The organism is Desulfuromusa ferrireducens (assembly GCF_055389805.1).
The window spans coordinates 1,292,828-1,304,616 of record NZ_AP042415.1 but is presented as its reverse complement, the minus strand read 5'-3'; the positions used below and the strand labels follow the sequence as shown (position 1 = coordinate 1,304,616).

Sequence of the window (11,789 nt, the reverse complement as noted above, 5' to 3'; positions counted from 1 at the left end):
TTATTCGGAAACCAACTTACGAATCCCATCAATCACCCGATCCTCCGGGGAATCTTCTTTCATGCTATCGAGACGTAAGAGATCGGCGGCTTGCTCAAGCAGCCCGGAGCGCTTGAGATAAACTTCTACCTCGGTACCACCGGGACTGGTGTAACGGTGCTCGGCAATGGTAATGCCTATACGGCTGGCGTAAGTCAGCATCTTCTTGAGCTCCGGGACTGTCTCGCGCCCTTCACGGTCCCAATCGTCGCCATCGGTCCCGTGGAAAATATAGATATTGTAATCGCTGGCCAGACTCTCTTCCTGAACGATTTTATTGATCAGCCGATAACCGGCCGACACCTGGGTACCACCTGCGACCCGCGAGTTATAGTAGGTATAGAAATCTTCAACCTCAGTCGCTTCGGTGTCATGTAAAATAAAACGGGTCTCGACCTGACCACCATATTGGTAAAGCAACCAACTGTAGATAAGGATATGTTGTGTTGCCACCAGTTCGGTCGCCTGGCCAGCCATCGAACCGGAATAATCACGGATAAAAAAGACCAGCGCCTGCGATTCATAATCCTTCTCGCGCGACAGTATCCGGTAGATTTTGTCGCGCGGGGCGATCAGAAACTTGGTCGGATCGATCTCGCCGATATCCGGCAAATTATCCAGGGCAATGTTGGTTTCCAGGATCTGCCGCAGGGTCGCTTTTTTGTCCAGCACCTGGCCGAAACCACGATTTTTATCGGTCAAATCATAGGTATAACGGGTCAGAGAACGCTTTTTGCCCTTCTCTTTCAAGTTTGGCAGCTGAAACTTTTCGGTCAGAATGCGCCCCAGGTCATAAGCGTTGGCGTCCATATCATGGGCACCACCCTTGCCTTTACCGGCACCGCTGCCTTCACCGTCGCCTCCTTCGCGGACCGGTTGTTCGCCGATAACCTCACCCTCTTCTCCCTCGCCGTGGCCTCCTCCTCCACCGCCACCTCCTTCTTCGGGATCGTTGACGCGGGTATCGTGGATAAACTTCTCCTCCACAGTCGTCGGCACCACCACCACTTTTTCATCGGTGCCACGCCCCGGTTTGACCAGTTTGCCCACCTTGATTTTGCGCGGGAAACCATCCGCTTCGCGAATCCTGTCACGCTCAAGCAGATCGTCAATGCTGCGAATATTGCTGACCAGCGGACCTTCACTCGGGTCCATATCATGCAACATGGCAAAATCGTTACTGCTATACAGATCAGCCAGCAGCGGTAAATGACGGTCGTCTCGTGGGTCACCGATCAGGTGCAGGCGCTCATCCTCCAGTTCCAACTGGATCGCCTCGTCCTCAACGGCCAGCCGCCCCTCTTGTTTGAGCAGCTGATAATATGCTTGTCGGTCCTTACGGCTCATAAATAGAATCAGCCTTCATCTTCCTGGGTGCAGAAATATTCAATCGTTTTCTGCGCGCAGGTCCGGCAATAACCGAGTTGATTCAACATGGTGTCGATCATCCGGTCGTAGAGTTTCTGATTTTCCTCGTTGGTGCGGTTCGCCAATGCGCCGACCAACGACCCGGCTCCAGCGATGTCCGACTTAAGGCGCACGTCGGTAACAGCCTTAACCAACTCCAAGTTGTCCATAAAATCGTAACCGGCGTCGACGGAGATTTTCTGCCCGTAAATCTTACGGATTGTGGTGCGGAAGGTTTCCCGCTGTTCCTCGGTTTTCAGCCCCAGACGTTCTTCGACGCTCTGAATGAGACGCTGATCGATCTTCAATGCCTTCAACTCGCCGTTCTGCGGATCACGATATTTCCACATTTTGTCCGGGCCGAGATTTTCGGCATCAATACCGATGATCATGTTGACGTAGTTCATCACGTCCTTACGGATCGCCTGCGGCTCATCCATGTAGGCGTTAAACATCTCGGTCATGATCCGCTCACGATAGAGCCCCTTGCCCATTTTCAAATCGTCGAGATACTTGGCGCGATCATTATTATCGGAAACATAATCAAGGATGATCCGTTCCACCGCCCGGAAGATGTCGTAGGCGAACATGCACTGCCCCTCGTTGGTTTCTGTCCCTTCGACCAACAGTTGCAGCGCCCGCCCCAGGTTACGATGACCGAGTCCCTTTTGCCCGAAACGCTTGGTGATATCCGGCTCCTGGTTGAGGATATCGATCACCTCTGCCAAGGTCTTAATACTCTTCTCCCCGGCCACTTCGCCGGCAGCCAACTTCATCGTCTCGATCGGTGTCAGTTTCTCGCTACGCGGCAGCCGGCTCAGCACCACGGCAACACTGGCGGCATAATTGAGGTTTGGATCCTGATGCAGATCCTGCCCGGTCAACGTGGTTTTGGTTTCACTGCCGATGGCGTAATTGGTCAAATCCTTCTGCATCAGGTAGTTGGTGTTGTGCGAAAAATAGCAGATCCTACAGCGGTCAATAATTGGTGCTTCCTCTTTTTCCGCCAGGAAACGGTTGAATTCTGCGTTGTTACTGGTAGCGATAATCAGGGTGTCAATCGGCCACTTGTAGCCGTCCATCTCGATCAGCCGATTCTGGATTACCCCCAGATAAACCTGCACCAGGTCTTTTTTGTTCTTGTAAATCTCATCGGAAAAGTGGATGCCACCGCCGGCCACCCGAGCCAGGGCACCACGACGCAGATCAAAACGATAAGGGTTATTGGTATCGGAGATATGCAACAGCCGCTGGATCGACTCCTCGCCGAGCAGATCGACAGCACTTGAGGTGATCTTATCCTTGGCCGCGTACTTGCCGGTCACCGTCCCCAACGATTCGGTCAATGGAACCGGAATAATCTCAATGTGCTTGAAGACATCTTCCAACTTGCCGCCGGTAAAACCACGCAGTTCGTCAAGCATATAGGCGCTGCAAGCACCCAGTGGCCGGTAGTTCTGGTAAAACTCCTCTACCTGCGCATCCTTAAAACCGTAGTTTTTGGCCAGTAATTCCATACTTTGAGAACGGGTTTCACCCAGATTCATCGCCAGAATCATCGGATCTTCATAGGTTTGCGATTCGATGGTCGAAATCTTCCCGTAGCTGCCAAGCTGGTCCATGCCGACATAACGGAAGGTGTACTTGCGATTTTCCGCGACCGTCAGAAAATCACGGTACTTGGCACAGAGGTACTCAACAAAAAAGGTCTTGCCGTTGCCCGGTTCGCCGACCAACACATAGGCCATCTCCTTGGAGGAGCCTCCTTCGGCGGCATCTTTGACAAACGAGACGAAACTGTTGATTTCGTCGTACATGCCGATAGCGTGTTTGCCGCCAGTCCGGAAAATTTCAAAATCGTAGGTCGATCGCCCGTTGACCACCACTTTGCTGATCGGTTGCGCCAAAATCATCCGTGCCACGCCCTGAAAGGCGTTTTCAAAACAGCGCTTCCCCTGCTTGACCGCTAACAGGTGTGCTTTGAGTGATAAATCTGCTTTTAAGGTCTTCGCCTGTGCCATGTGTCAACCCTCCTGTGGGTAATTTTCTGAATCTTTCGAGCTGCTTACAAATTATAACGGGTATTTTTTATTTTTCCGTATACGCCCGTGTATTTTGATAAAGATTTTGTAATTTTTACCGCTATAGCTCTCGAATCGACGTCACCGATAATTCGTCCCGCCCCCTAAAGGCCCGCCCTTCCCCCCTTAGTTCCCCCCCCTCGCAACGGCCGCCATATTTAGTTGCTATACTGATTTAATCTACCGTCGAAGGAGGTCAGTTTTATGCCACCGATAAAAATCCACCTCTATCGCTGGGCTGGAACATGGGGTCCGTTCAGCATCAAAATGCCTTGCGGCGAATGTTCTCTCACCCGCGATGTGCTCAAAGACACCTTTGAGAAAGAACTCCAGGGAATTTCGGTCGAGTTGGAAATCAAGGATTGGCTGAGTTTCTGGTGGGAGCCGCTCAAAAAAGGCGGCTGGCATGCACCGATCGTCATGGTGGAAGATACGCTGATCAGCCAGGGACAGGCCCTTAATCGCGGCCTGCTAACCCAAGCGGTAGTTGCTGCACACGCCGTTCACACTCCCGTCAACGGCAATCACCTGTTCGGCAAACAAAGCTGTCCGCACTGTCAGCGAGCCAAAGACTACCTGACCCATGCCGACATCGATTTCAGCTACCACGATGTCGTTGACAGTCCACGTGCCCTTTACGAAATGCTCGCCCGCGTCAAGCCGATCGTCGGCCCCAAAACCCCGATGACCGTGCCACAAATCTGGCTCGACGGTCGCTACATCGGCGGCGCCGATCAACTGCAAACCCACATTGACGAGATCGTTGAACCGAACCTCGAACGCGGACAGTGTTCGCTGTCCCCTTCCCGGAACTGATCATTCTGTCAGAAAACTCAAGCGGAGGAGTTATGAAAAAGCGAGTCGCCTTAGTCGCATTTAATGGTGAGCCGATGTGCTTTGTGCACGTCCTGCTGAATGCACTGGATATGGACGAAAAAAATTACGCCGTTAAGATCGTCATTGAAGGCAGTGCGACCAAACTCGTCAATGAGTTGACCAATGCGGAAAATCCATTTGCAAAACTATATTCAAAGGTTCAGAAAAAAGGCTTAATCGATGCGGTCTGCAAAGCCTGTGCAGCAAAAATGGGAGCATTGGAGGGGGTTGAAGCACAGGGTCTGCCACTGGCAGGTGAGATGCTTGGACATCCCAGCTTGGCACACTACATCGAGCAAGGTTATGAGATAATCACCTTCTAGGTTCGTAACAAAGCAAAAGGGGCCACCTTACACTCAGGCAGCCCCAAAAAACAGAAAATCCACCGTAACAGTCGTGACTGGAGACCCATCAACAGCGACGCTGTGATGATGGAAATGCTGGTGGTTTGCTATAAATCAATCCGAAAAACGATCCGCGGAAAGCCGAAAACAACCTCCGGATTTACGTAATGGGGGCGATTATAGCGCTGTGGTGGAGAGCACACCACACGGCGCTGGTCGCGGCGCTTCTCACGCAGGTGCCGCTTGAAATTCTTCTTGGCCCGCCGCTCCCAGCGGTCATCTTGATTTTGCCGATAATGACCATAATCATGTCGATCTTTAACCCAACTCTTATTGTGTTTATTGCCACCATCGTGCCGATCACCACCATGGGCAACAGCCAACAGCGGGGTTGTTAATAAAAACAGAGCTGAAATCAGTAATGCCAATAGCGTTTTCATCCTGTCCTCCTTTTGAGTGACTGTCTCGCATCCTTGTCTTGCTGATGACTTCACTCTAAGGGATTCAAACGGTTGTTTCATTCGACATCGAGGTAAATTCACCCTGATGTCGGGTCAATTTTATGTATTTACAGCTACTTGCAGGATCAAAAAAGGGGGTCGCTCGAGGACTGTTTTTGAGTGGATTTTGCGGAAATGCCCTAAAAAATCAGGGCAGCAGAGGATCAATCAAGCGTGTTTAGCGGAATAGAAAAGAAAGGCAGATTCAACCGATCGGTCCGCACTCGCGCCTGCTGTAAGGAACCACGGAAGGTCTTGGCTTGCTGGCTGTCGACAATAAAATAATACCCTTCGCTGACACCATGAAACATTTCCACGGCAAAAAAATCGATCTGCACCCCCGCCACGCCGGGCAAAAACAGTTCTGGGGTGGTGATGCCGAGCTTATCCTGATCGGTACCGATGGCATTGAAAAAAAAGTGAATTTGATAGTCGGCCTGCTCCGGGTTATCCACCAGTCGACAGGCATACTTTTCCAGTAGCTCCAGACCGAACCGCTGCTGGGCAAAAGCCAACAGCGAGGACTGTTCCACCAAGTGCGCTTCCGGATAGCTCGGTTGCTCGATAAAATAGGCCCGCAGATAAACCTTCTGCGCCTGCAATTGTTGAAAATCCTGTTCCGGCAACGCCCTGATCAGCTTGTCCAAACTCTGCGTCACCAAGCGCTGTTCGGTCACGCTGGCATAGCGATCATCCAACCCACGGGTTGAACAACCGTTGAGCAGCAGCAACGTCAGCAATAAAATAGACCAGACGAATTTCAGCATGTTTGCTGATCCTCCAAGCGCAAGATATAGTTCCACTCCGCTGCGGCCAGCGGCATAATCGACAGGCGGTTGCCTTTGCGCACCAGCGGCATATTCTCCAGAAGCTCATGATCCTTCAGCTCGGCCAGCGAAAGGACCCGTTTGGTGTGACGAAGGTACTTGATATCGACCATAAACCAGCGCGGTTGCTCCGGTGCACTTTTCGGATCGAAGTATTTGCTTTGCGGATCGAAAGCGGTGTGATCGGGATAACTTTCGCGCACCACCTCCATCAGACCGACAATCCCCGGGGTTGCACAATTGGAGTGATAAAAAAACACCTGATCACCAACCTTCATGTCATCGCGCATCATGTTCCGCGCCTGATAGTTGCGCACTCCGTCCCAATGTTCGGTCTGTAGCGGCAGCTGCTGCAGATCATCAATGCTAAAAGCGTTCGGTTCCGATTTCATCAGCCAGTAATTCATAGAGGGTCCTCTTCTCCTGCTTTCTTTTCCACCCGGCCGAAGGAACAACCGATCCCGACGACACAGAGCCCGCAGAAAATCCACAATGCCCAACGCATACTGGCCAAAAAGGCCGGTTGAGTTTCTGCGGTAACCGGTTGGCCGTGCATCAAATAGGAAAAGATCAGGGTGATGATCATCATGCTGGTCATCATCCCCAAGGTGCGGACGCTTGAATTCAATCCCGATGCGATGCCGAGATAGCGCGGTTCGACACTGCCCATAATGATATTAACGTTGGGCGAAGAAAACAGCGCAAAGCCAGCGCCAAGAAACACCAGCAGCACAACCACGGTCAACAACGAAGAGTCTCTTGAGAGGGTGGCCGCGACCGCCAAACCAATGGCACACAGGGCCATGCCGCTGGTAGCGACAAAACTCGCCGGCACCCGATCAGACAACTTGCCACAAAAAGGAGAAAGCAGGGTCTGCACAATCGGTTGGGTAATTAACACCGTCCCGGCCTGCTGTGGCCCCATCCCTTTGACGTATTGCAGATAAAGGCTCAAGAAAAAGGTCACCCCAAAAGTGGCCGCATAATTAAACAGCGCCGCCAGATTACTGAGGGCAAAAACGCGATTATTGCGCAGCAGGCTAATATTCAGAATCGGATAGCGGCTGCGCGACTCCCACCAGACAAACAGCGCCAAACCGAGGTTGGCAGTGATAAACAGCGCCCATGCCCAGCTCCCCTTGCTCAGATTGGAGACACCAATCATCAGCAACAAAATTGAGGGGCCATAAATCAGCAACCCGACCCAGTCAAACGGCTCACCTTTGGCTTCCGCCCACTCCTCGCGCATTTTCAGGCGAACGGTGATGTAGGTGATGATGCCCAGAGGAATCACCAGATAGAACAGCGAGCGCCAGCCGAAGGAAGCCACCAGCATCCCGCCGAAAAAGGGCCCGCAGGAAATCCCGGCATAAACGCTGGCAATGGCGATTCCCAGTGCCTTGCCCCGTTCAGCCGGAGGAAAGGCAGAAACGACAATTGCCATGGTGGTTGCCATCACCATCGCCCCGCCCATGCCCTGCAGAAAGCGCAACCCGATGACCGCTTCAATCGACCAGGCCTGGGAGATAATCCCGCCGGTCAGGGTAAAGGCGAGAATACCGAGCTGAAACACCTTGCGTCGGCCGTGGATATCACCCATCCGCCCCATCGCCAACAGAAAGATCGACGCCGAGAGCACGTAAGTGGTCTCCACCAGCCCCAACTGCATGGCGCTGGCGGAGAATTCACGGCCCATATCGGGCAGCGCGACCCCGACCGCCGACATCATAAATGGCATCAGAAAATGTGCCATGCAGACGGCGAACAGGGTCGCAGAGCGGGAGGAAGCTTGGCTCATCGGCGTTTTTTACTCTTGCCTTCCTTTTTCTGCTGACCGGCTTTGAGGAGATCGCCGAGGCTGCCGAAGCTGGAAGAAGACTCAGCGGGAGCATCGCTGTAGCTGGTTTCACCGCCCTCATCATCTTGCCCGACCAAGGCCAGCGAAATGCGCCGCTCGTCCGGCTCCACCTTTTCGATCATCACCTGCAAACTCTGCCCAACTTTAAGCACGTCCTGGGGATGGCGGATGCGCTGTCCCTGCCCCAACTTGGAAATGTGCAGCAGCCCGTCGATGCCATCTTCAAGGGTGACAAAGGCGCCGAATTGGGCCAGACGACTGACCTTGCCGCTGTGCTTGCCGCCAGCCTTGTAGATCGTCCCAACCTTGCCCCAGGGATCAGCCAGGGTGTCGCGCAAACTGAAGGAGAACTTGTTGTTGTCCCAATCGATCTTCTTGACCGCCACCTCCAGTTCCTGGCCGAGACTGAGGACCTCATTGACGTCCTCTATCCGGCTGTAACTGATCTCGGAGATCGGCAACAAGCCTTCGATGCCGCCAATATCAACAAAGGCACCAAACTCGCGGATATTGGTGACGCTTCCTTTTACCACCATCCCCTCTTTGAGGGTTTCACGCAGACTGACGCGCAGCACTTCCCGCTCTTCATCCAGAATTGCCCGGTGGGAAACGACGATGTTGCGGCCGTTCTCGGAGAACTGACTGATCTTGAACGAGAGGCTCTGACCGATCAACTCGGCCGGTTCGGCTTGGCGCAATCCGGTCTGCGAAAAGGGGCAGAAGGCACGCACATTGCCAGGCAGTTTGACCTCAAACCCACCCTTGATCTCTTTTTCGATCCGCCCTTCCACGGGGATGCCCCCCTGATAGGCATCTTCCAATTGCTCAGTCCCGGAGCCGCCGCCGCCAATTTTGGTGGTAAAGCGCAGCTCCCCGCCATCGCGCGAAAGGAAATAGGCACCGATCTTATCGCCGGCAGCAAAGAGAAATTCGCCGTCGGCATTGATCAACTCGCTGGTCAAGAGCAACCCTTCGCCTTTTTGACCGACGTCGAGAAAGCTCCATTCGCTGCCGATCTGCAGAATCGTCGCCTCGATTTTCTTACCCCGCTGCAACGGTTGGGCGACCTCGGCGATACTCGCCTCGAACAGCGCGGCAAAATCGCCATCATCTTCATTCATCTCTTCATCATCAAAATGCTCATCACTCATGACCATTATCCTTTGGTTGATTGTCATTCGAAAGATAAGAGATTAGCCGCTTTTGCCGCCGGAGTAAACCGGTCAGATGCAATTGTGCTTTTGTCCGAGGCTGATATCTTTGTAGAGCGTGGGTATGTCTAACTATCGGATATTCTGAAAGGTCTGGGATGAAGCCGAAAAACTGGGTGGAAAGCCTGAATTGTGCCATTGAGGGGATTTTGTGGGCGGTCAAAAGCGAACGCCATCTTCGCTATCATTTTGTTACCGCCTTAGCAGTGTTGCTGCTGGCGCTGTTTTTCCGCGTCACGGCGCTGGAGTTTTTTTTGCTGGTCTTGGCGGCGCTACTGGTGATCTTCGCCGAACTGATCAACACCGCTATTGAAACCGTGGTCGATCTGGTCACCGACGAGTATCACGAACTGGCCAAGCGCGCTAAGGATATCGCTGCCGGAGCTGTTTTGGTCACCAGTATTGGCGCGGCGATTCTAGGATACTTGGTCCTGTCCGGCTATATTTTTCCGCTGTTCGACAGTGAACCGACTCTGGTTCGTGAGCCGCATGGAACCGTGCAGATCGGCGCACTTTTAATGGTCGTGATCCTAGTGGTGTTACTCAAGGCCCACTTCAATCGTGGCACACCGTTGCACGGCGGCATGCCGAGTGGCCATGCGGCGATCGCCTTCTCCATCGCCACTTCGGTGTTACTTTCCGGCAGCGGCCTGTTGCTCAGTGTGATGGTGCTACTGCTCGCGACCCTGGTTAGCCGCAGTCGCCTGTTGATGAAAATCCACAGCCGAAAAGAGGTCTGGCTCGGTGCAGCTCTCGGTGCCACTGTCACCCTGCTGGCGTTTTTGCTGTTTAATTGACCGTGCCGATCGATGGCAGCAATGGACCGACAAACTCAACCTGCGTCAACATGGTTGGCTCGACTGCCTTGGGGGCAACATCGACAAGCTTTAACTCGCCAAGTGGAATTTCTTGCTGCAAACCAGCCAGGCTGAAGCGGCTGGCAGCGTTCCACAGCATCCAGCCATTACTGCCAGCGGCATCACTGGCGTTGATCTGTGCATGGACTTCATCCGCTCTAAATTGACGCTTGTCGAAGGCATAGTCACGAAACGCCTGTAACCACGGACGAAACCGCACCGGCGCCAGCCCGCTAAGTTGTTGCGCCTTCTGCAACGAAACGGCAATCACTTCGTAGGGGTGGCTCATCGGATTGCCATAGCCGGGAATACCGCGCGGAAAGCCGGAGGGATAGAGCATCGGCGAGAGGTAATCAACCCGCTCTCCCAGATCGACCAAACGCTGACCAATCTTGCCATCCTTATGTTTCCAGCAGATGTAGCCAAAGATGTTCGCGGAGGTCAACACCGGGTAGGCAGAAAGTCGCCGCTTGGCTTGACTGAGAAAACTATTGATCGCGGTCACCCGACTATCGTCGCTGGTTTGCTGCGAAAAAACCAAGTCAGATTTGGACGGAAAACGGATGTAATCAAACTGAATTTCGTCGAAGCCAAGCTGGGCGGCCTCTTCGGCAACCGCGAGGTTATAGTCCCGCACCCGCTGATTGAAAGGATCGCTCCAACTGAGTTTATCGCGGTCCTGCCAAACCTGACCGTCCTGACGGCGAACGGCTAATTCCGGGCGCTGCTTGGCCAGCAGGTCGTCCTTGAACACCACCATTCGGGCGATGGTGTAGATGCCTTGCGCTTTTAGTTCCGCCAGAAATTCCGGCAGATCCTTCAGCGGTCGAACCCGTTGGGCGCCAATTTCTTTGGCAAGAGGAATCTTGCTGCGATAGGCGATGTGCCCACGTGAGGATTTGATATCGATAACCAGTGCATTGAGCTGCGCAGTTGCGATCAAATTACGGATCTGCTGTCGTTTGGATTGCAGGTCGGCCCCCCAGAAGGACAGATAAAGGGCCTTGGGGGTAAAGGGTTGCAGGGCGATGTGCAGGTTTGCTTCGACAGCAACTTCAAGCGGCCGATAACCTGGGAAGCGGGCAATCATTCGCTCAGCCGAAGTGGTCAGCTCAAAACGGCCACCGTCGTCACTGAAAGCCTGATTGTCAAGAGTCCGTAATTCAACCCCAGAAATCAGATCACCGGTCACGGCATCACTGACAGAACCGAAAACTGGTGCCATGTCAGCCCCAGCGCTAAAAGGCAGGAACAGCGTGATACAGAGAAGTAACCAAGGCCCGATTTTCATAGTCCAATCCTTTATGTTGCTGGTACGGACCACTCCTGAAAACTGAAAAATACAAAAAACGACAACGCAACACCCAAGGTCAAACCATGAGCGCACAGATCACTTTTTCTTATCGGCAACTAAGAATTTATTATTTAGAACTATTTAATATATAAATTCAAGAAATTTAACCGCATCGGCAGGAAAATCGACGTACAAATCGTATAAAAAGCGGAAACCACGGCTAAAGAGGGAGGAGATCCAGGGGGGAAATGTCTTTGGTGTGAATTTAAATTGTTTGCGCTCAACGGAGCTTAGTGCAGTTTCCCCCGTAATTTAAGAAGAATTTCCTTACGTTGCTTGAGTAATTCATATGAATCGTGCGCAGCCGTGTGGGGGATTTCACTCATCAACCGATTGAGGCTCGATTCAAGGGTATCCGCCAGGACCCGTTCTTCTACCTTGCTGAGATAAAGCTTCATCTTATGCTCCTTTTTTTGATGCAAGACAGATCTTCCA

12 protein-coding genes are annotated in these 11,789 nt (G+C 52.7%); 3 read left to right on the top strand and 9 right to left on the bottom strand.

From position 1 onward, the window contains the following. Nucleotides 1-1,386, bottom strand: a complete 1,386-nt coding sequence (locus ACZ5PT_RS05980; RefSeq protein ID WP_464265896.1) for a DUF444 family protein — start codon at nt 1,384-1,386, stop codon at nt 1-3. 8 nt (nt 1,387-1,394) lie between these two features. After that, complete coding sequence (locus ACZ5PT_RS05975) at nt 1,395-3,467, bottom strand: serine protein kinase PrkA (RefSeq protein WP_464265895.1); 2,073 nt, start codon at nt 3,465-3,467, stop codon at nt 1,395-1,397. Nucleotides 3,468-3,731: 264 nt separating this feature from the next. Here ACZ5PT_RS05975 and ACZ5PT_RS05970 point away from each other — a divergent pair, with 264 nt between their 5' ends. Further along, the gene (locus tag ACZ5PT_RS05970) at nt 3,732-4,343 is read left to right on the top strand and encodes a glutaredoxin family protein (RefSeq protein ID WP_464265894.1); all 612 of its coding nucleotides are present in this window, start codon (nt 3,732-3,734) and stop codon (nt 4,341-4,343) included. Between the two features lie 32 nt (nt 4,344-4,375). Beyond that, nucleotides 4,376-4,726, top strand: coding sequence for a DsrE family protein (locus ACZ5PT_RS05965; protein ID WP_464265893.1), 351 nt, complete (start codon nt 4,376-4,378; stop codon nt 4,724-4,726). Nucleotides 4,727-4,854: 128 nt separating this feature from the next. On the opposite strand, the gene ACZ5PT_RS05960 is transcribed toward ACZ5PT_RS05965, so the two are convergent. From ACZ5PT_RS05960 to rpsA, 5 genes are all read right to left on the bottom strand, one after another. Beyond that, complete coding sequence (locus ACZ5PT_RS05960) at nt 4,855-5,187, bottom strand: hypothetical protein (RefSeq protein ID WP_464265892.1); 333 nt, start codon at nt 5,185-5,187, stop codon at nt 4,855-4,857. Nucleotides 5,188-5,411: 224 nt separating this feature from the next. Beyond that, complete coding sequence (locus ACZ5PT_RS05955) at nt 5,412-6,014, bottom strand: hypothetical protein (protein ID WP_464265891.1); 603 nt, start codon at nt 6,012-6,014, stop codon at nt 5,412-5,414. Next, a complete protein-coding gene (locus ACZ5PT_RS05950) occupies nt 6,008-6,481 on the bottom strand; it encodes an EVE domain-containing protein (RefSeq protein ID WP_464265890.1) in 474 nt (157 codons plus the stop codon). The genes ACZ5PT_RS05955 and ACZ5PT_RS05950 overlap by 7 nt, the downstream gene beginning before the upstream one ends. Continuing rightward, on the bottom strand, nt 6,478-7,872 hold the full coding sequence (locus tag ACZ5PT_RS05945; protein WP_464265889.1) for an MFS transporter: 1,395 nt from the start codon (nt 7,870-7,872) through the stop codon (nt 6,478-6,480). Before ACZ5PT_RS05945 ends, ACZ5PT_RS05950 begins: the two co-directional genes overlap by 4 nt. Further along, nucleotides 7,869-9,083 (bottom strand): 30S ribosomal protein S1, encoded by a 1,215-nt coding sequence (gene rpsA, locus ACZ5PT_RS05940; protein WP_464265888.1) that lies wholly within the window; start codon nt 9,081-9,083, stop codon nt 7,869-7,871. Before rpsA ends, ACZ5PT_RS05945 begins: the two co-directional genes overlap by 4 nt. Nucleotides 9,084-9,241: 158 nt before the next feature. On the opposite strand from rpsA, the gene ACZ5PT_RS05935 reads away from it, so the two are divergent. After that, a complete protein-coding gene (locus ACZ5PT_RS05935) occupies nt 9,242-9,940 on the top strand; it encodes a diacylglycerol kinase (protein WP_464265887.1) in 699 nt (232 codons plus the stop codon). On the opposite strand, the gene ACZ5PT_RS05930 is transcribed toward ACZ5PT_RS05935, so the two are convergent. After that, nucleotides 9,933-11,291 carry a putative glycoside hydrolase gene (locus tag ACZ5PT_RS05930; protein WP_464265886.1) on the bottom strand — a complete coding sequence of 453 codons (1,359 nt, stop codon included), beginning with the start codon at nt 11,289-11,291 and terminating at the stop codon, nt 9,933-9,935. The genes ACZ5PT_RS05935 and ACZ5PT_RS05930 overlap by 8 nt on opposite strands. A 293-nt stretch (nt 11,292-11,584) precedes the next feature. Beyond that, nucleotides 11,585-11,752 (bottom strand): hypothetical protein, encoded by a 168-nt coding sequence (locus ACZ5PT_RS05925; RefSeq protein ID WP_464265885.1) that lies wholly within the window; start codon nt 11,750-11,752, stop codon nt 11,585-11,587. Nucleotides 11,753-11,789: the final 37 nt, after the last annotated feature.

What these genes read in the sequence shown, in the direction of transcription:
- ACZ5PT_RS05980 (WP_464265896.1), bottom strand. Translation starts at nt 1,386, where the DNA reads ATGAGCCGTAAGGACCGACAAGCATATTATCAGCTGCTCAAACAAGAG.
- ACZ5PT_RS05975 (WP_464265895.1), bottom strand. Translation starts at nt 3,467, where the DNA reads ATGGCACAGGCGAAGACCTTAAAAGCAGATTTATCACTCAAAGCACAC.
- ACZ5PT_RS05970 (WP_464265894.1), top strand. Translation starts at nt 3,732, where the DNA reads ATGCCACCGATAAAAATCCACCTCTATCGCTGGGCTGGAACATGGGGT.
- ACZ5PT_RS05965 (WP_464265893.1), top strand. Translation starts at nt 4,376, where the DNA reads ATGAAAAAGCGAGTCGCCTTAGTCGCATTTAATGGTGAGCCGATGTGC.
- ACZ5PT_RS05960 (WP_464265892.1), bottom strand. Translation starts at nt 5,187, where the DNA reads ATGAAAACGCTATTGGCATTACTGATTTCAGCTCTGTTTTTATTAACA.
- ACZ5PT_RS05955 (WP_464265891.1), bottom strand. Translation starts at nt 6,014, where the DNA reads ATGCTGAAATTCGTCTGGTCTATTTTATTGCTGACGTTGCTGCTGCTC.
- ACZ5PT_RS05950 (WP_464265890.1), bottom strand. Translation starts at nt 6,481, where the DNA reads ATGAATTACTGGCTGATGAAATCGGAACCGAACGCTTTTAGCATTGAT.
- ACZ5PT_RS05945 (WP_464265889.1), bottom strand. Translation starts at nt 7,872, where the DNA reads ATGAGCCAAGCTTCCTCCCGCTCTGCGACCCTGTTCGCCGTCTGCATG.
- rpsA (WP_464265888.1), bottom strand. Translation starts at nt 9,083, where the DNA reads ATGAGTGATGAGCATTTTGATGATGAAGAGATGAATGAAGATGATGGC.
- ACZ5PT_RS05935 (WP_464265887.1), top strand. Translation starts at nt 9,242, where the DNA reads ATGAAGCCGAAAAACTGGGTGGAAAGCCTGAATTGTGCCATTGAGGGG.
- ACZ5PT_RS05930 (WP_464265886.1), bottom strand. Translation starts at nt 11,291, where the DNA reads ATGAAAATCGGGCCTTGGTTACTTCTCTGTATCACGCTGTTCCTGCCT.
- ACZ5PT_RS05925 (WP_464265885.1), bottom strand. Translation starts at nt 11,752, where the DNA reads ATGAAGCTTTATCTCAGCAAGGTAGAAGAACGGGTCCTGGCGGATACC.